The organism is Alloyangia mangrovi (genome assembly GCF_002300555.2).
GTDB lineage: Bacteria > Pseudomonadota > Alphaproteobacteria > Rhodobacterales > Rhodobacteraceae > Salipiger > Salipiger mangrovi.
On sequence record NZ_NTHN02000079.1, the window covers coordinates 1 to 17829 of the forward strand.

Annotated in this window: 20 protein-coding genes and 1 pseudogene; 16 read left to right on the top strand and 5 right to left on the bottom strand. The window is 67.8% G+C overall.

Features of this window, described 5'->3' with window-relative positions:
* Window positions 1-67 precede the first annotated feature (67 nt).
* From fghA to CLG85_RS24910, 6 genes and pseudogenes are all read left to right on the top strand, one after another.
* Window positions 68-893: pseudogene (gene fghA / locus CLG85_RS24885) on the top strand (S-formylglutathione hydrolase).
* 27 nt (window positions 894-920) lie between these two features.
* On the top strand, window positions 921-1328 hold the full coding sequence (locus CLG85_RS24890; protein ID WP_260350211.1) for a c-type cytochrome: 408 nt from the start codon (window positions 921-923) through the stop codon (window positions 1326-1328).
* A 130-nt stretch (window positions 1329-1458) separates the two neighbouring features.
* Entirely contained in the window at window positions 1459-3261 is a 1803-nt protein-coding gene (locus CLG85_RS24895; protein WP_095882688.1) for a methanol/ethanol family PQQ-dependent dehydrogenase, read from the top strand.
* A gap of 105 nt (window positions 3262-3366) precedes the next feature.
* Window positions 3367-3888, top strand: coding sequence for a c-type cytochrome, methanol metabolism-related (locus CLG85_RS24900; RefSeq protein WP_095882687.1), 522 nt, complete (start codon window positions 3367-3369; stop codon window positions 3886-3888).
* The gene (locus CLG85_RS24905; protein WP_095882686.1) at window positions 3872-4714 is read left to right on the top strand and encodes a substrate-binding domain-containing protein; all 843 of its coding nucleotides are present in this window, start codon (window positions 3872-3874) and stop codon (window positions 4712-4714) included. Before CLG85_RS24900 ends, CLG85_RS24905 begins: the two co-directional genes overlap by 17 nt.
* Entirely contained in the window at window positions 4714-5265 is a 552-nt protein-coding gene (locus CLG85_RS24910) for a PQQ-dependent catabolism-associated CXXCW motif protein (protein ID WP_095882685.1), read from the top strand. The genes CLG85_RS24905 and CLG85_RS24910 overlap by 1 nt, the downstream gene beginning before the upstream one ends.
* A gap of 9 nt (window positions 5266-5274) precedes the next feature.
* Here CLG85_RS24910 and CLG85_RS24915 read toward each other — a convergent pair whose 3' ends face one another.
* Genes CLG85_RS24915 through CLG85_RS24925 form a run of 3 tightly spaced genes read right to left on the bottom strand, consistent with a single transcriptional unit; the run spans window position 5275 to window position 7239 of the window.
* Window positions 5275-6237 carry a YncE family protein gene (locus CLG85_RS24915; RefSeq protein WP_260350212.1) on the bottom strand — a complete coding sequence of 321 codons (963 nt, stop codon included), beginning with the start codon at window positions 6235-6237 and terminating at the stop codon, window positions 5275-5277.
* A complete protein-coding gene (locus CLG85_RS24920; RefSeq protein WP_224850262.1) occupies window positions 6200-6751 on the bottom strand; it encodes an SRPBCC family protein in 552 nt (183 codons plus the stop codon). Before CLG85_RS24920 ends, CLG85_RS24915 begins: the two co-directional genes overlap by 38 nt.
* Entirely contained in the window at window positions 6748-7239 is a 492-nt protein-coding gene (locus tag CLG85_RS24925; RefSeq protein ID WP_095884409.1) for a DUF3280 domain-containing protein, read from the bottom strand. The genes CLG85_RS24920 and CLG85_RS24925 overlap by 4 nt, the downstream gene beginning before the upstream one ends.
* Window positions 7240-7380: 141 nt before the next feature.
* Between CLG85_RS24925 and pedA1 the strand changes: the two genes are divergently transcribed.
* The 8 genes from pedA1 to CLG85_RS24965 all read left to right on the top strand — a co-directional run bounded on the left by pedA1 (window position 7381) and on the right by CLG85_RS24965 (window position 13095).
* Complete coding sequence (pedA1, locus tag CLG85_RS24930; RefSeq protein WP_512699386.1) at window positions 7381-8592, top strand: lanthanide ABC transporter ABC transporter substrate-binding protein PedA1; 1212 nt, start codon at window positions 7381-7383, stop codon at window positions 8590-8592.
* A gap of 8 nt (window positions 8593-8600) precedes the next feature.
* Window positions 8601-9572 carry a YVTN family beta-propeller repeat protein gene (locus tag CLG85_RS24935; RefSeq protein WP_095884410.1) on the top strand — a complete coding sequence of 324 codons (972 nt, stop codon included), beginning with the start codon at window positions 8601-8603 and terminating at the stop codon, window positions 9570-9572.
* A gap of 23 nt (window positions 9573-9595) precedes the next feature.
* The gene (locus tag CLG85_RS24940) at window positions 9596-10561 is read left to right on the top strand and encodes an ABC transporter substrate-binding protein (protein ID WP_095884411.1); all 966 of its coding nucleotides are present in this window, start codon (window positions 9596-9598) and stop codon (window positions 10559-10561) included.
* The gene (locus CLG85_RS24945) at window positions 10558-11229 is read left to right on the top strand and encodes an ABC transporter ATP-binding protein (RefSeq protein WP_095884412.1); all 672 of its coding nucleotides are present in this window, start codon (window positions 10558-10560) and stop codon (window positions 11227-11229) included. The genes CLG85_RS24940 and CLG85_RS24945 overlap by 4 nt, the downstream gene beginning before the upstream one ends.
* Window positions 11230-11245: 16 nt before the next feature.
* Window positions 11246-11674 (top strand): cupredoxin domain-containing protein, encoded by a 429-nt coding sequence (locus CLG85_RS24950; protein WP_095884413.1) that lies wholly within the window; start codon window positions 11246-11248, stop codon window positions 11672-11674.
* Window positions 11675-11762: 88 nt separating this feature from the next.
* Window positions 11763-12176 carry a cupredoxin domain-containing protein gene (locus CLG85_RS24955; protein WP_095884414.1) on the top strand — a complete coding sequence of 138 codons (414 nt, stop codon included), beginning with the start codon at window positions 11763-11765 and terminating at the stop codon, window positions 12174-12176.
* Window positions 12173-12592 carry an ankyrin repeat domain-containing protein gene (locus tag CLG85_RS24960; RefSeq protein WP_260350214.1) on the top strand — a complete coding sequence of 140 codons (420 nt, stop codon included), beginning with the start codon at window positions 12173-12175 and terminating at the stop codon, window positions 12590-12592. The genes CLG85_RS24955 and CLG85_RS24960 overlap by 4 nt, the downstream gene beginning before the upstream one ends.
* Window positions 12535-13095, top strand: a complete 561-nt coding sequence (locus CLG85_RS24965; RefSeq protein ID WP_446323478.1) for an ankyrin repeat domain-containing protein — start codon at window positions 12535-12537, stop codon at window positions 13093-13095. Before CLG85_RS24960 ends, CLG85_RS24965 begins: the two co-directional genes overlap by 58 nt.
* Here the strand turns inward: CLG85_RS24965 and CLG85_RS24970 are convergent.
* Both CLG85_RS24970 and CLG85_RS24975 read right to left on the bottom strand, forming a co-directional pair.
* Complete coding sequence (locus CLG85_RS24970; protein ID WP_260350216.1) at window positions 13092-13676, bottom strand: c-type cytochrome; 585 nt, start codon at window positions 13674-13676, stop codon at window positions 13092-13094. The genes CLG85_RS24965 and CLG85_RS24970 overlap by 4 nt on opposite strands.
* Before the next feature lie 68 nt (window positions 13677-13744).
* A complete protein-coding gene (locus tag CLG85_RS24975; RefSeq protein WP_260350217.1) occupies window positions 13745-15445 on the bottom strand; it encodes a pyrroloquinoline quinone-dependent dehydrogenase in 1701 nt (566 codons plus the stop codon).
* A 195-nt stretch (window positions 15446-15640) separates the two neighbouring features.
* Between CLG85_RS24975 and CLG85_RS24980 the strand changes: the two genes are divergently transcribed.
* Window positions 15641-16552 (top strand): PQQ-dependent catabolism-associated beta-propeller protein, encoded by a 912-nt coding sequence (locus CLG85_RS24980; protein WP_224850246.1) that lies wholly within the window; start codon window positions 15641-15643, stop codon window positions 16550-16552.
* A complete protein-coding gene (locus tag CLG85_RS24985) occupies window positions 16542-17699 on the top strand; it encodes a type 1 periplasmic-binding domain-containing protein (RefSeq protein ID WP_260350218.1) in 1158 nt (385 codons plus the stop codon). Before CLG85_RS24980 ends, CLG85_RS24985 begins: the two co-directional genes overlap by 11 nt.
* The last annotated feature ends 130 nt before the right edge of the window (window positions 17700-17829 follow it).

Below are 17829 nucleotides of genomic sequence, written 5' to 3' on the forward strand. Positions count from 1 at the left end.
AGATCAACCACGGCTTCGACCTGATGCACGAGGGCAAGTCGATCCGCGCGGTGGTGGAATACTGAGCATGGACGTGTTGGCGGAAAACCGGAGCTTCGACGGCAGGCAGACCGTCTACCGGCACGCCTCGGAGGCCTGTAGTTGCGACATGACCTTCGCGGTCTACCTGCCGCCGCAGGCGCAGGACGGTCCGGTGCCGGTGCTGTGGTATCTGTCGGGGCTGACCTGCACCCATGAGAACGCCATGACCAAGGGCGGTTTTCAGGAGCACGCCGCCCTGCACGGGCTGGCGCTGGTCTTTCCCGACACCAGCCCGCGTGGGCCGGAGGTGGCTGACGACGAGGCCTACGACCTGGGGCAGGGGGCGGGCTTTTACGTCAATGCCAAGCGCGAGCCGTGGAAGGCGCATTACCGCATGTACGACTACGTCACCAAGGAGCTGCGCGAGATCGTCTGCGGGCTCGGCGGGATCGGCGAGCGGCATGGCATCACCGGCCATTCGATGGGCGGGCACGGGGCGCTGACCCTGGCGATGCGCAACCCGCATCTCTACGACAGCCTCTCGGCCTTTGCGCCGATCGCGCATCCGACCCGCTCGGACTGGGGGCGCAAGCAGCTCTCGGCCTATCTCGGCGACGACGAGGGGTGCTGGTCGGCGCACGACTCGACGCTGCTCATGGAGGAGCGCGGCTGGAAGGAGGACATCCTCATCGACCAGGGCGCGAGCGACCAGTTCCTCGAGCTGCTGCAGCCCGAGGCGCTGGCTACGGCGATGACCAAGCGGCGTCAGCCGGGTGTGCTGCGGATGCAGCCCGGCTACGACCATTCGTATTTTTTTCGTGAATTCGTTTGCCGGCGACCATGTCGCCTGGCACGCAGCCCGGCTTGCCTGAGCGCGGGCCCAGCAGAGGAGACAAGGCATGTATCAAGGAACGCTCGCAGCCGGACTGATCCTGGCGCTCACGGCGGGGATGGCCCTTGCCGAGGGGGACGCGGCCAAGGGCGAGAAGGTGTTTCGCAAGTGCAAGGCCTGCCACATGGTGGGCGAGGGGGCCGAGAACCGCGTCGGCCCGGTGCTGACCGGCGTCGTGGGGCGCGAGATCGCCTCGGCCGAGGGCTTCGACTATTCCGACGCGCTCAAGGAACTGGCTGCCGCCGACGGGACATGGACTCCCGAGGAGCTGGGGCATTTCCTCGAGAACCCGAAGAGTTTCGCAAGCGGCACCAAGATGTCCTTTCCGGGCCTGCGCAAGGAAGAGGAGCGGGCCGACGTGATCGCCTACCTCGCGAGTTTCAGCGGGGGGGAACTGATCATCGGACGTAGTTAGATTTTCGGGTTCGGCGGGAGGAGAAGGAGCGCCGGATCCGGATGACCCGACACGGTTTCACATGATGCCGAAAGGCGGCCGGGACGGGGCCACGCGGCGGCAACGCCGTAAATTCCAAGGGAGAAGGAAGATGAAGAGACGGCTGCTTCTATCGTCTGGTGCGCTGCTCTGCGCCGCATCCATGGCGATGGCAAACGACGACCTGATGTCGCAGATGGACAACCCGAGCCAATGGGCGATCCAGACCGGCGACTATGCCAACCAGCGCTATTCCGAGCTGGACAAGATCAACAAGGAGAACGTCGGGGACCTGCAGGTCGCCTGGACATTCTCGACCGGCGTGCTGCGCGGCCACGAGGGCTCACCGCTGGTGGTCGGGGACACGATGTACGTGCACACCCCGTTCCCCAACATCGTCTACGCGCTCGACCTGAACGACCAGGGCCGGATCAAGTGGCGCTACGAGCCCAAGCAGGATCCGGACGTGATCCCGGTGATGTGCTGCGACACGGTGAACCGCGGCGTGGCCTATGCCGACGGCAAGATCTTCCTGCACCAGGCCGATACCAAGGTCGTGGCGCTCGACGCCGAGACCGGCGAGGTGAAGTGGGAAGTGATGAACGGCGACGCCTCGAAGGGCGAGACCAACACCGCGACGGTGCTGCCGGTCAAGGACAAGATCATCGTCGGCATCTCGGGCGGTGAATTCGGCGTCCGCGGCTCGGTGACCGCCTACAACATGGAAACCGGCGAGCAGGAGTGGCGCGCCTATTCCATGGGGCCCGACAGCGACATCCTGATGGATCCCGAGACCACCACCCATCTCGGCAAGCCGGTGGGCGCGGATTCGGGCACCAACACCTGGGAAGGCGACCAGTGGATGATCGGTGGCGGTACCACCTGGGGCTGGTACTCCTATGATCCCGAAGCCGACCTGATCTACTACGGCACCGGCAACCCCTCGACCTGGAACCCGGCGCAGCGCCCGGGCGACAACCGCTGGTCGATGACCATCATGGCGCGGGATCCCGACGACGGCATGGCCAAGTGGGTCTACCAGATGACGCCCCATGACGAGTGGGACTACGACGGCATCAACGAGATGATCCTGACCGACCAGGACTTCAACGGCGAGGCGCGCAAGCTGCTGACCCACTTCGACCGCAACGGCCTCGGCTACACGCTCGACCGCCTGACCGGCGAGCTTCTGGTGGCCGAGAAGTACGACCCGGCGGTGAACTGGACCACCGGTGTCGACATGGACCCGAACTCGGAAACCTATGGCCGCCCGGCCGTGGTCGCCGAATATTCCACCGAGCAGAATGGCGAGGACGTGAACTCGACCGGCATCTGCCCGGCGGCGCTCGGCTCCAAGGACCAGCAGCCGGCGTCCTTCTCGCCCAAGACGGAACTCTTCTACGTGCCGACCAACCACGTCTGCATGGACTACGAGCCGTTCCGGGTGAGCTACACCGCGGGCCAGCCCTACGTCGGGGCGACGCTTGCGATGTACCCGGCACCCGAGAGCCATGGCGGCATGGGCAACTTCATCGCCTGGGACAATATCGCGGGCGAGATCAAGTGGTCGATCCCCGAGCAGTTCTCGGTCTGGTCGGGCGCCCTGGCCACCGCGGGGGACATCGTCTTCTACGGCACGCTCGAGGGCTACCTGAAGGCGGTCGACGCCGAGACGGGCGACGAGCTCTACCGCTTCAAGACCCCCTCGGGGATCATCGGCAACGTGATGACCTACGAGCATGACGGCAAGCAGTACATCGGCATCCTGTCGGGTGTCGGAGGCTGGGCCGGCATCGGTCTTGCTGCCGGTCTGACCAACCCGAACGACGGTCTCGGTGCGGTGGGCGGCTACGCGGCCCTGTCCGACTACACCGCGCTCGGCGGTCAGCTGACGGTCTTTGCGCTCCCGGATTGATCCGCAGCGACCCGAGGCGCCGGCGGGAGACGCGTCCCGCCGGCGCATTTCGAAAGAACATCTCACAGAGATCTCCAGGACCCTCATGCCCAGGACCCTTATGCCATGACCCGAAAGCTTACCCTCCTGACCGCCGCCGGCCTCTTCGCAGCCAGTGCCCTGAGCGCTGCCAACGTCTCGATGGAGGACCCGAACATCGCGGTAGATTACGAGGAAGGCGGCCGCTACTACACCGCGGACGGCGTCCCCACGTTCAACGTCGCCGAGGATGGCACCGTGGACTGGCCGACCTTCTCGGGCTTCCGCCGCTACCACGCCGAGTGCCACGTCTGCCACGGCCCGGACGGCGAGGGGTCGACCTACGCGCCGGCGCTGAAGAATTCGGCGGTCAACATGGATTACTACGAATTCGTCGACACCGTGGTGAACGGTCGCAAGAAAGTCGGTGCCGCCGAGAACTCGGTGATGCCCGCCTTCGGCACCAACCCCAACGTGATGTGCTATCTCGACGACATCTACACCTACCTCAAGGCGCATGGATCCGGTGCGATCGACCGCGGCCGCCCGGCCAAGAAGGAGCCCAAGAGTGAGACCTATACCGAAATGGAAAATGCCTGCATGGGCTGACCCCGCACGGGCCGCCGCGCTGGCGCTGCTCCTTGTGGGCGCGGCGGGCGCCGGGCAGGCGCAGACCTCGGACCTCGTCTCCAAGAGTGCTTTCCGGGTCTGCGCCGATCCCGCCGCCGATCCCATGTCGATGCAGGATGGCTCGGGCTACGAGAACAAGCTGGCCGAACTCTTTGCCGAAATGCTGGAGCGGCCGGTGAGCTACACCTGGTTTCCCATGGCGACGGGCTTCATCCGCCAGACGCTGAAGGCCGGGAAATGCGACGTGGTCATGGGCTATGCACAGGGCCACGAACTGGTCCTGAACACCAACCACTACATGACCTCGGCCTATGTTCTGGTGGTGCCCGAGGACGGGCCCCTGGCCGGGGTGACCGAGCTGTCGGACCCGGCGCTGCCGGGGCTGAAGCTGGGTGTCATCGCCGGATCACCGCCCGCCACCCACATGGCGCGGAACGGGCTGATCGGCAAGGCGCGACCCTATGCGCTGGTGGTCGACCGCCGGGTCGAGAGCCCGGCCAGCGACATGCTGAACGATCTCGCCGCGGGTGAGATCGACGCCGCGGTGCTCTGGGGGCCGATCGGCGGGCCTCTGGTCAAGCGCGACCATCCGGGGCTGAAGGTGACGCCGCTGATCAAGGAGCCGGGCGCGCCCAAGCTCTTCTACCGCATCACCATGGGCGTGCGGCAGGGTGAGAAGGTCTGGCAGCGCCAGCTCAACTCGCTGATCCGCCGCAACCAGCCCGAGATTGATGCGCTGCTGACCGAGGCCGGGGTGCCGCTGCTCGACGACATGGGCGCGCGGGCGTTGGACGTCGGGCAGTGATGTCGGGGCCGGGGCGTTTCCGGCTGGCGCTGGCACTCGTGCCGGCGCTGGTCTTTTGCGGTCCGGCCTTGGCACAGGTGCCCGAGCCAGAGGCCTACCGGATGGAGGACTACCGCGCGCCGGTGCCGGACTCGCTGGAGGGCGGCACGGTTGTGGACGTCGAGGAGGCGCATCGGCTCTGGGAGGCGGGGGAGGCGGCCTTCATCGACGTGTTGCCGCGGCCGCCGAAGCCGGAGACGCTTCCCGAGGGCACGGTCTGGCGTGACAAGCCGCGCGACTCCATTCCCGGAGCGATCTGGCTTCCCAATACCGGCTATGGGGCGCTCGGCGCGCCGGAGGAGGCCTATCTGCGCGCGGGGCTGCAGGCGGCGAGCGGCGGCGATCCTGCGCATCCGCTGCTGTTCTTCTGCCTCGCCGATTGCTGGATGAGTTGGAACGCGGCAAAGCGGGCGCTGAGCTACGGCTACACGTCCGTTTCCTGGCTGCCCGTGGGGACAGACGGGTGGGCCGCGGCGGGATACCCGCTCGAGAGGGTCTCGCCGCGGCAGTGACCGGGACGGTCAGTCACCGGTTGCGCGCACGAAGGCACCGAAGGCGCGCGGGCCGTCGGCGGTGTCCATCTCGGCGCTCACCTCGAGCGTCTGTGCGTTGACCAGGCTGAGGGTGTTGTCGAACCAGTTGGCCACGACGATCTGCCCGTCCGAGGTGGCGGCGATACCCTCGGGGTATTCGCCCACCGTGATCTCGGCGAGGGGCGCCAGCGTGTCGAGCGCGATCACGCTGACCGTGCCGGCATATTGGTTGCTGACAAAGGCCCGCCCGGCGGCGAAGGCGACGCCATAGGGGCGCTCGCCCACCGGAAGGGTCGCCAGGCGCTCGCCCGAAGCGGGATCGAGCACCGTCACATCGTTGCTGCCGACATTGCCGACGAAGAGCCGCCCGTCTGGCGCAAAGCCAAGGCCGAAGGGCCGCGTGCCCACGGGCACCGTGCGGGCGAGGGTCAGTGTCTCGGCATCATAAAGGCTCACCCGGTCGGCATCGCGCTCGGCGGCGGCGAGCAGGCGGCCGTCGGGCGAAAGCGCCAGCCCGGCGGGGGCGGCGCCAGCCGGAAGCTCGGTGAGGACCTCCAGCGTTCCGGCATCCAGCACCCAGAGCCGGGCGTTGTACCAGTCCGAAACGAAGAGATGCGACCGGGCCGCGTCCAGTGCGGCGCCCATCGGACCGCCGTCGAGCCGGGCCTCGGCGAGCACCGTGCCCTTGGGGTCGTGGCGGCGCACGGTCTTGGCGTCCGGTGCCACGGTGTAGACCGTGCCGTCCGGAGCCACCGCCACCCCCGCGGGCTTGCCGGGGACCGTCCAGCGGGCGGTCTCCTCGCCGGTCTCGAGGTCGAGCACCGAGAGCGCGTCGCCGTTCTGACAGGTCACGAAGGCGAGATCCGCCGCCGCGGGGCACGCGGCGACGGCCAGAACGGCGGCGAGCGCCAGCTCAGGAGCCCGGCGCACCGAACCGCTCGACCAGCGCATCGAGCCCGCCCTGATAGACGCCGGTGACCGCGGCGATGGCGGCCTCGTCGTTCAGCTCGGGGGGCGGGTCGTTGTTGGGATAGCCGCGGTAGAAGGCGCCGCGCCATTCGACAGTAGAGCCCCCGCCCTCGCGCGGCAGCACCGTCAGATGCGAGGAGTAGTTGGTCACAGGCAGAACCTCGACCGCCACATCGGTGATGCGGTAGCTGTAGGACATCTTCTCGGCGCTGTACTTGTAGAGCACCTCGGCGATCTTCGGCCCCGAGGCGCCCTGGTCCGACAGGTAAAGCTCGCGCGTGGCGTCGATCTCGTTGCCACCGGTCCCGGTCTGCGAGACCACGGCGGGATGCCAGCTCATGTCCTGGAAATCGCCGATCGCGGCCCAGACTTCGGCAGGCTCGGCGGCGACATCGGCGGTCACCGTGACCTTCTGCCGGGTCGGCCCGTGCGCCATGGCGGCGGCGGGCATCAACGCCAGCGCTGCCCCCGCGAGCAGCAGGTTGCGTCTTTTCATCTGGTCTCCTCCTTGAAAATCCCCGTCCGCAGGATGTAGTCCATCCCCCGGCGCCAGCTTTCATCCGTGTTCGAGCGGATATCGACGACCCGTCCCTTGACCGTCTGGCCGCTCTCCACGTCGCGCAGTTGCAGGTTCATCGACAGGATCAGGTTCGAGACTTTCTGAACCTCTCCCACCAAGGCGTAGTCGGCCCCGAGCTTGGCGGCCATGCGGGTGTCGCAGCCGTAGCACTTGGCCGGGTTGACGATGCGGTCGCGCTCCCCGGCGATGGGTCCGAGGTCCAGCAGGTCGAAGCCCTCGTCTTCGAAGCGCTGCGCCACCATCTGCTCGAGCATGGTGATGCGGGCCAGCTCGGCCGGGTCCTGGCCAAGCTCGGCGGTCTGCAGCGAGCTGTCGAGGAAGGTAATCCCGAGAAAGGCGACCTTCTCGCCCGCGGCGGCGGGAGAGCAGAGCATCAGTACGAGCGGGAGGGCGCGGGTAAGCATTGCTGCCTTCTTAGAAATTAAGAGTCGCCGACAATCGTGCCGCCGTTACCCTGTGTCTCGCAACCGAACCGAAAGTATCGGTTCACCGCTTCGCCTTGGGAGGGGCAGAGTGGACACGGGGCCCGCCGGATCCGCGCGGGCATGGAGGAGAAAGTGCCAAAGAGTTCTGTCCCGCTGCTGGCCGCGGCCGCGCTTGCCGTTGCCGCCTGCCTCGCCGCCCCGGCGGCGCAGGCGGTGGAGGTCCGCGCGGGGGTGCTGCGGGTGGACTATCCGGCGCTGCTGCCGATCTCGCGCTACGACGCCCGGCCAGAGGACCTCGACTTTGCCGGGGCGGTGCTGGCCGACGAGGACAATGCGACCACCGGCGCCTTCCTTGGCCATACCTACGAGACCAAAAGCGTTGCCGCCCCGCCAGAGGGGGCACTGGCGGCGCTGGACGAGATGCTGGCGGAGGGCATCCGCTACGTGGTGGTGGACGCGCGGGCCGGCGACTTGCTGGCGCTTGCCGATCGCGCGGCGGAGGCGGGGGCGCTGGTGCTCAACGGTTCGGCGCCCGACTTGGCGCTGCGCGGCGCCGAGTGCCGGGCGAACCTGCTGCACATCGCGCCTTCGTTCGCGATGAAGGCCGATGCCATCGCGCAGTTCGCTGTCTGGAAGAAATGGCCGCGCTGGCTGCTGGTGAGCGGCTCGAACCCCGAGGACCGGGCGCTGGCCGAGGCCTACCGTCGCGCGGCGAAGAAGTTCGGCGCGAAGATCGTCGAGGAGCGCGAGTTCGAGGACACCGGCGGCGCCCGGCGCACCGACACCGGCCATGCCATGGTACAGCGCCAGCTGCCGACGTTCCTGCAGCGCACCAAGGAGCATGACCTCGTCATCGCCGCCGACGCCACCGACTATTTCGCCGCTTACCTGCCCTATCACCTCTGGACGCCGCGCCCGGTCATGGGCAGCGCCGGCCTGCGCCCGGTGACCATGCATGGTGCGCATGAGGCCTGGGGCGCGACCCAGTTCCAGACCCGCTTCGAGAAGCTCGCCCGGCGCCATGTGACCGAGGAGGATTACAACACCTGGCTGGCGCTGCGTGTCCTCGGCGAGGCGGTGACCCGCACCGGCAGCGACGATCCCGCCGAGCTTGAGAATTACATTCTGTCGGACGCCTTCGAGCTGGCGGCCTTCAAGGGGCAAAAGGTGACCTTCCGCGACTGGAACGGACAGATGCGCCAGCCCATCCTGCTCTACGACGGCCGCATCACCGTCAGCGTCAGCCCGCAGGAGGGCTTCCTTCACCAGGTCTCGCCGCTCGACACGCTGGGGCTCGACCGTCCCGAATCCGACTGCACGGCCTTCCAATGAGGACTCCGATGAAATCACTCCTGCTCACCGCCGCGCTTTGCCTGACCGCCTCGGGCGCGCTTGCCGGCAAGGCCTTTGTCTCGAACGAGCGGGGCAACACGATCACCGTGCTCGACACCGGCACCTGGGAGGTGATCACCGAGTTCGAGGGCGGCAACCGCCCGCGCGGAATCACCCTCTCGCCCGACGGCAAGCTGCTTTACGTCTGCGCCTCGGATGACGACACGGTGCGGGTGTTCGACACCGAGACCTACGAGGAGCTCTACACGCTGCCCTCGGGGCCGGACCCCGAGCTCTTCGTGCTCGATCGCTCCGGCAGTCCGCTCTACATCGCCAACGAGGATGACAACCTCGTCACGGTGACCGACACGCAGACCCATACCATCCTCGCCGAGGTGCCGGTGGGGGTGGAGCCCGAGGGGATGGCGATCTCGCCCGACCACAAGTGGGTGGTGAACACCTCGGAGACCACCAACATGGCGCATTTCATCTCGACCGAGGATTACCAGATCAAGCACAACATCCTCGTCGACCAGCGCCCGCGTTACGCCGAGTACACCGATGACGGCACCCGGCTCTTCGTCAGCGCCGAGATCGGCGGCACGGTCAGCGTCATCGACATCGCCGAGGACGGCACGCCGACGCTGAAGCAGAAGATCGGCTTCGAAGTGCCCGGCGTGCTGCCCGAGTGGTTGCAGCCGGTGGGGATCCGGGCGACCTCGGACGGCAGCCGCATCTTCGTGGCGCTGGGGCCGGCCAACCGTGTTGCGGTGATCGACGGGACAAGCCTCGAGGTTATGGACTATATCATGGTGGGGCAGCGGGTCTGGCAGATGGCCTTCACCCCCGGCGAGGAGTTCCTGGTGACCACCAACGGCAATTCCAACGACATCACGGTGATCGACGTGGCCGCGCAGAAGGCGATCAAGTCGGTCCAGGTGGGGCAGCAGCCCTGGGGCGTGGCGATCACGCCGAACTGAACGGCAAGGGGGAGACGAAGCTCATGAAGGTATTTCTGACCGCGCTGGTGCTGGGCTGCGCCGCCGCGCTTCCGGCTGCCGCGCAGGAGCTGCCGGTTGTCCGCGCCGCGGTTCTGAAGATCGGCACGGTGAACTGGGAGCTGGAGACGATCGCCGCGAACGGCTTCGACACCGCGCATGGCTTCAAGCTCGAGATGGTGACCTATGCCGACAATGGCGCGACCCGCATCGCGGTCGAGGGCGACGAGGCCGACATGGCCGTGGCTGACTGGATCTGGGTCGCCCGCCAGCGGGCCGAGGGCAAGGACTACGTGGTGGTCCCCTATTCCCGCGCGGTGGGTGGGCTGCTGGTGCCGGGCGGCTCGGACGCCGAGACGCTGGCCGATCTCAAGGGCGGCAAGATCGGCATCGCCGGCGGGCCGCTCGACAAGTCGTGGCTGATCCTGCGTGCCTTTGCCCAGCAGGAGTACGGCATGGACCTCAAGGCCGAGACCGAGCAGGTCTTTGGCGCGCCGCCGCTGATCTTCAAGTCGGGACTCTCGGGGGACTACGCCGGGGCGATCAACTTCTGGCACTTCCTTGCCAAGATGAAGGCCGCGGGCATGCGCGAGCTGATCTCGGTGGAGACCGCCGCCGAGGCGCTGGGGCTCGACCCCGACGTGCCGCTGCTCGGGTATTACTTCAAGGAGGACTTCCTTGCCGGGCACGAAGGGTTGGCGCAGGCCTTCTACGAGGCCAGCCGCGATGCCAAGGCGCTGCTGGCCGAGGATGCCTCGGCATGGGAGGCGCTGCGGCCGCAGATGAACGCTGCGGACGAGGCCGAGTTCGAGCAGCTCCGGGGCGACTGGCTGGCCGGGGTGCCGCAGCGCGGGCCGGTGGATGCCGGGGCGGCGGACAAGCTCTTGTCGCTGATGGCCGAGCTCGGCGGTGCCGAGCTGGTGGGACAGGCGAGCCACGTGCCGGACGGGCTCTTCGCGGAGGTGCAATGAGCCCGAGCATCCGACCCGAGGACGGGCGCGTCGTGCCCCTGCATCCCAAGCTCGCGGATCCCGGGGCGGTAAGGGTCGAGATCCGCTCGAAACGCTTCGGCGGGACCGAGGTGCTACGCAACGTGCATTTCACCGTCTCGCGCGGCGAGACCGTGGCGCTTCTGGGGCCGTCGGGCATCGGCAAGTCGACCCTTCTGCGCATCGTCGCCGGGCTTGATCCGGAGTTCGAGGGCGAGATCACCCGGCCGACGCATATGGCCATGGTCTTCCAGGAACCGACGCTGATGCCATGGCGCACCGCCCTGCAGAACCTGACCCTCGTGCATTCCGAGCTGAGCGAGGGGGACGCCCGCGCGGCGCTCGACCGGGTCGGGCTGAAGGGGCGGCACGATGCCTATCCGCGCAGCCTCTCGCTCGGCCAGCAGCGCCGCCTCGCGCTCGCGCGGGCCTTTGCCGGGCGGCTCGACATGCTGGTGATGGACGAGCCCTTCGTGTCGCTCGACCCCGAGCTGGCCGAGTCGATGCTGGCGCTGACCGAGGAACTGATCGCCGAGCTGCGCCCGGCGGTGCTTTTCGTCACCCACGCCCGTGCCGAAGCCGAACGACTGGCCAGCCGCATCCTGCACCTGCAGGGTCAGCCCGCCACACTGACCCCGCATCTGGTCTGAAGGAGGAGATCCGACCATGAAACCTACCCTGATCGCCGCCGCGCTCGTCGCGATGGCGCTGCCTGCGGCTGCGCATGACTATGGCTTTGCCGGCATCCTGTCGCACCAGAACTCCGAGGAAATGCCCGAGATCACCCTCTCGGTCGGCAAGCCTCTGGCCGAGGGGCCGATCACGCTGAAGTCCGGCATGGTCTACGAGCTGGAGATCGAGGCCGACGGCACTGGCGAGCTGGGCCTTGAAGGGCCGGGCTTCTTCCGTGCGATCTGGATCAACGAGGTTGTGGTGAACGGGCTCGAAATCCGCCCCTACGGTCTCGAGAGCGTCGAGTTCGACGAGGCGGGCGAGATGGAGATCGAGTTCCTCGCCATCAAGCCGGGGCAGTACTACCTGAAGATCCCCGGCTCCACGGGCGAGAGCCAGCGCGTGGATATCACCATCCAGTAACCCGAGAGTTGAGCGACGGTCGGGCGGTGCAATTTGTCTGCCCGGCGTCCCGATGGTACGTTTTCCGCAACTTGCGGGAGGGCGGGGAATGACAGGCAGGCTTGGTCTTCTTGGGATCGCCCTCGCGATGCTCGCGGGGGCGGCGCAGGCAGAGGATGCCACGCGCCGCGCCGAGCGGCTGGAGCCGCTGGCGCTGAGCGCCGCCGAGGGGTTCTCGGTCACGCGCTACGAGATCGAGGCGGGGACATACTACCGCTGGCGCATCGAGAGTGACGGGCTCGAGGAGTACAAGCTGCTTGCCCCGGAGTTGTTCCGCGAGAGCTGGATCGACCAGGTCGTCATCGAGGACAAGGAGGTGAAGCCCTACGGGCTTCACGCGGTGGAATTCGACGACGAGGGCGAGATCGACATCTGGTTCATCCCGCAGCGCCCGGGCGAGTATCCCTTCTATATAGAGGGGCTCGACACGCAGGGCTTCCGCGGCGTGATGGTGGTGAAATGAGGCGGGCGGCGGGGCTGGGGCTCGTGCTGCTGGTGCTCGGCGGGGGCGGGGCCCTTGCCCAGCCCGCCGCGCCGGTCTGCAGCGCGCTCGAGACCCGCCTGTCGCAATCCCGCGCCGCGCTCGAGGGGCGGGTGCTGAACGAGGCGCTCTTCGAGGCGGCGGCGCTCGACTGCCCCGAGACCGCCCGGCGGCTTCTGGAACAGGGCGCCTCGGTCGAGGCGCGCAACCGGTTCGGCGGAACCCCCCCTCAACATTGCCGCGGCGCGCGGCTCGCGGGAGATCGCGGCGGAGCTGCTGTCGCGGGGGGGCGGATATCGACCATGCCAACCTCGGCGGCGTCACGCCCCTTCTTGGGGCCGTGCAGGAGGGGCGGCGGCGCATGGTGGCGCAGCTCGTCGAAGCCGGGGCCGATGTGAAACTTGCCAGCCGCGAGGGGGTGACCCCGGTGATGGCGGCGGCCTTCGATGGCGATGCACGGATGCTTGCGATCTTGCTCGAGGCGGGGGGTGATCCCAAGGCCGAGGACCGGCGCGGCAAGGGGGCGCTGACCTATGCGGCGGGGCGGGCCTTTGCCGGCATCGTCGCGGCGCTGCTGGAGGCAGGGGCCGAGGCCGACCGGGTATGGGGGCACGATCTGACCGCGCTGATGTGGGCGGCGGGACATGCCAATGACGCGCCCGCGCCGGACGGGGTCGAGACCGCGCGGCTCTTGCTGGAGGCGGGGGCGCGGATCGACCGGCAGGACGATCGGGGGCGCTCGGCGCTGAGATCGCCGCCGAGCGCGGCCACGCGCAGATGGTGGCCTTCCTGCTGGACTCGGGCGCCGACCCCGGGCTGCGCGACATGCAGGGCAAGCGGGCCGCCGACCTTGCCGCCGGGAGCGAGATCTCCGCCCTGCTCGGGCCCTGACCCGGGCTAGTGGAGGACGAGGCTCGAGAGGTAGCGCGCCATCGCCTCGATGGTGGGCTCGTCGTACTGCTTCATGATGTTGGACATGTCCGGCGCGTTCATTCGCACCTCGGTCTTGAAGTCATGCATGGTCTTCGACAGGTATCCCGCCTGCTGGCCGGCGAGCCGGGGAATGCGGCTGTCGCCCTGCCACTTGCCGTGACAGGCGCTGCATTGCGCGGCGGTGAAGGCCGTGTTGGCCAGCGCCTCGTCGCCATCCTGAGCCTGCGAGGGGATGGCGGGCCAGGTCTGGGCGGCGAAATGCTCTGCCAGTTGCTTGGCCTGGTCCTTGTCGTATTCGGCGGCGACGCCGGTCATGATTTCGTTCTCGCGGCGCCCGGCGGCGTAGTCGCGGAGCTGGGTGTAGATGTAGAAATACTGCTGGCCCCAGATCGCCGGGTACTCCGGGTCGACCGGGACGCCGTCCTCGCCGTGGCAGCCGGCGCAGATCGCCACCTCGTCGTCGAGCACGAAACCGTCCTTGGCGCTGGCGGGGGGCGCGAGGGCCGTGGCGGCGAGGAGTACGAGCAGCCGGGCGGAGCGCAATGTCATGATGGGGTCTCCCTGAAGAAAGGGGGCGGACCAGGAGCCCGCCCCGATGTCAGCACCTGTGCCCTGCCTCAGTCGGCAAGCGTGAAGGCGATGATGTTGTTGCCGCGCTTGTAGTTGAGCTGCGAGTTTCCGCCTGCGGCGACGACGATGTACTGCTGGCCTTCGACCGTGTAGCTCGACGGCGGGGCGTTGACGCCCGCCCCGGCCTGGAAGCGCCAGAGCTCGCCGCCGTTGGAGCTGTCATAGGCCTTGAAGAGCCCGTTGCCCTCGCCGGTGAAGACGAGGCCGCCGGCGGTGGCCAGCACCCCACCGATCATCGGCTCGGCGGTGCGCACCTGCCAGGCGATGTCGCCGGTGTTGTAGTCGACCGCTGTGATATTGCCCCATTGCGCCTCGTCGGGGATCACGTCGAAGGAGCCGCCGAGCCAGATCTTGCCCTCGGGGTAGGGGGTCGAGCGCACCGTGTAGGTCATCGGCTGGTGCAGGTTGATCGCGTAGGTGAGGTGCAGGCTCGGATCGATCGCCATGGGCGACCATTCCACGCCGCCGTTCGCGCCCGGCAGCATCCGCGCGCCCTCGGCGGTGGGCAGGGTCCACATGTCCTCCTGCGGGACCATTGCCTCGGAGTAGCGGATCAGCGAACAATCGTCGGCCTTGTGCACGTAGACGTGGCCGGTCTTGCCGCCGTGCAGGATGCCCTTCACGTCGTTGCCCGCGTCATCCTTCACCGTGGTGATGATCGGCGGCGAGACCGCGTCGAGGTCCCAGACGTCATGCGCGATGTACTGGAAGTGGCAGACATACTCGCCGGTATCGAGGTTCACCGACACGAGGCTGTCTGTATAGAGATTGTCGCCCGGGCGCAGGCTGCCGTCGAGGTCGGGCGAGGGGTTGCCCACCACGAAGTAGATGCGCCGCTCGGCAAGATCGACCGCCGGGTTCTGCCAGACGCCGCCGCCCAGTGTCTCGTAGGGATCGCCCATGCTTTCGAGCGAGGCCTTCTCGGCGTCGATGTCGCGGTGCATGTCGCGGCCGGTGGCGTCATGCGTGGCCCAGACCCCCACCGAATCCTCGGGCACGGTGTTGAAGGTCCAGATCAGCTCACCGGTTTCCGTGTCGAAAGCCTTCACGAAGCCGCGGATGCCGTATTCGCCGCCGTTCGTGCCGATCAGCACCATGTTCTCGACCACCGAGGGCGCCATGGTCTCGGAATAGCCCAGCTCGGCGTCGGCGATCTGCGTCTCCCAGAGCTGCTTGCCGGTCTTGGCGTCAAGCGCCACCAGCTTGGCATCCAGAGTGCCCATGAAGACCTTGTCCCCGGCGACCGCCACGCCGCGGTTGTTCGGCCCGCAGCAATAGGTGGTGACCGGGCCCATCGAATGCTTGTGATGCCAGATCTGCGCCCCGGTCCGCGCGTCGATCGCATAGACCTCGTTGAAGGCGGTGGTGATATACATCACCCCGTTCACGACAATCGGCGAGGTTTCCATCGAATCGACGATGTCGGTCTGGAAAATCCACGCCGGACGCAGGTTCCGGACGTTGCCGGTGTTGATTTGGCTCGCCGGGTAGTAGCGCGTCTGCGCGTAGTTGCCGTTGGTGTGCAGGAAGTTGTTGCCGTCACCCGCGGCCCGCGAGAGCATGCTTTGCGTCACCGACTGCAAGTCGCCGTAAAGCGTACTCGCCGAGGTTTCATCTTGAGCATGCGCCGGAGCAGAGGCGACCAGCGCCGCCAGACAGCTGGCGGCGAGTCTCGACCAATCACGCATAACCATATCCTCCCAAGGTTTGCGTTGTAGATCTTCGTTGGTTTACGTAGGGTAAACCAAATGTGTTTAGAAAAATAGCACAGTCTCATGCGGCCGAGTCCGATCCCCAGTTTGCTCTTTCGGGCCGCGTTCCTCGCCGCGGTGACGGGGTCGGTCTGCGCCCAGTCGGCCGGGGAACCGGGCATGGGATCGGGCATGGGAACGGGCCTGGCGATCGTCTCGGATGAGCGCGGCGACACGCTCAGCATCCTCTCGCCCGACCTGAAACTTCTGCGCACCATCGAGACCTGCGCCCGCCCGCGCGGGGTGCATTTCAGCGCCGATCATTCGTCCTTCTACGTCGGCTGCGCCGATGACGACACGATCGCCATCTACGACACCGCCTCGCTCGAGCTGACCGGGCGCATCCGTGGCGTGCCCGCCCCCGAGACCTTCGATCTGCATCCCGACGGGCGGCGGCTCATCGTGTCGAACGAGGAGGACGCCACCGCCTCGGTCATCGACATCGACACCGGCGAGCTCTTGGCGGAATACCTCACCGGCGAGGAACCCGAAGGGGTGCAGGTCACGCCCGACGGGCGGCTGGTCTTCGTCGCCTCCGAAGCTGCCAACCTCGTGCATGTGATCGACCTAGAGGCCGATGCGGTGATTGCCGACATCCTCGTCGACACCCGCCCCCGCCGCTTCGCGCTGACCCCGGATGGCAAGGAGCTCTGGGTCTCGGCCGAACTCGCCGGCATCGTCGACATCATCGACGTCGAGACGCTGAAGCTGGTCGGCGATGTCACCTTCCTGCCCACGGGCTTCCGCGCCGAGCAGGTGACGCCGGTGGACCTCGAGATCTCCGCCGACGGCCAGCGCGCCTATGTGGCGCTCGGGCGGGCCAACCACGTGGCGGTGGTCGACGTGCCGAAGCGCAAGGTGATCGACTACGTGCTCGTCGGCAGCCGCGCATGGGGGCTGGCGCTGACCGCCGATCAGTCGCGGCTCTACGTCGCCAACGGCCTCTCGGACGATGTCACGGTGATCGATACCCGCAGCCTCAGGGCGCTGACCTCGATCCCGGTCGGCCGCGTGCCCTATGACATTCTCATCGATGATCGCTAGGGCGCTGCTGCTGCTCTTCCTGCTCTCGGGCCCGCTGGCGGCTCAGGAGGCGGTGCGGCTCGTCTACCTCGGGCTCGAGGAGGATCCCTATTACGAGCCGCAGCCGCTCTACACCGGCCTGTCGTTGCGGGATCATCAGCGCCCGCTGGAGGGGCTGCACCTCGGGCTGCGCGACACGCGCGTGCTGGGGCGGGCGCTGGGTCTCGGCTTCGACCTCGAGGAGGTGACCGCCGCAGCCGAGGAGCTTCCGCAGGCACTGGCCGCCATCGAGGAGAGTGGGCCCGTGGCGATCCTCTTGGACCTGCCGCCCGAGGCCATGGCGGCGGCGCTGCACGCCGCTGCGCCGGAGACGCTCTTCGTCAACATCCGCGACAGCGCCGACCGCTGGCGCCGCGAGGACTGCGCCGCCAACCTGCTGCACACGATGCCCTCGGACTCGATGCTGAGTGATGCGCTGGCGCAATACCTGAGGGCACGCAACTGGACCGACGTGCTGCTGGTGCGCGGCACGACGCCGGCCGATGACGAGGAGGCGCGCGCGGCTAAGGGCTCGGCGGCCAAGTTCGGCCTGCGGATGGTTGCCGAGCGCGCCTTCGAGTTGAGCAACGATCCGCGCCAGCGCGAACGCAGCAACATTGCCCTGCTGACCGGGGATGCGCGCTACGACGTGGTCTGGCTGGTCGACGCGCTCGGCGATTTCGGCCGCTTCCTGCCCTATGCCACCTACGCGCCGCGCCCGGTGGTCGGCTCCGAGGGGCTGGTGCCGCGCGCCTGGCACTGGACCTTCGAGCGTTACGGCGCCCCGCAGCTCAACCAGCGCTTCCGGCGCCTCGCGGGGCGCGACATGTCCTCGGGGGACTGGGCGGCCTGGGCGGCGGTGAAGGCCATCGCCGAGGCGACGGTGCAGGCTGGCTCGGCCGCGCCCGAGGAGGTTCGGGCGGTGCTGCGGGCGCCCGATCTGTCCGTGGATCTCTACAAGGGCGTGCGCGGCAATTTCCGGCCCTGGAACGGGCAGCTCCGGCAGCCGCTGCTTCTGGCCACGTCGAATGCGGTGATCGCGGTGGCCCCGATCGAGGGCTTCGCCCATGAGACCGACGCGCTCGACACGCTGGGCCAGGACCGGACGGAAACCGCCTGCGCGCGTTGAGCGGGGCGGACTCTGCCTGACTCGGGGGCTTTTGTGGGCAGTGTTGTGGATAACCCTGTGGGTGCCGCAAGATGTGGATCTCGGCGGCTTTGGCGGACGCTGGGGAAGGGGCGCGAAGATGCGGGAGCCC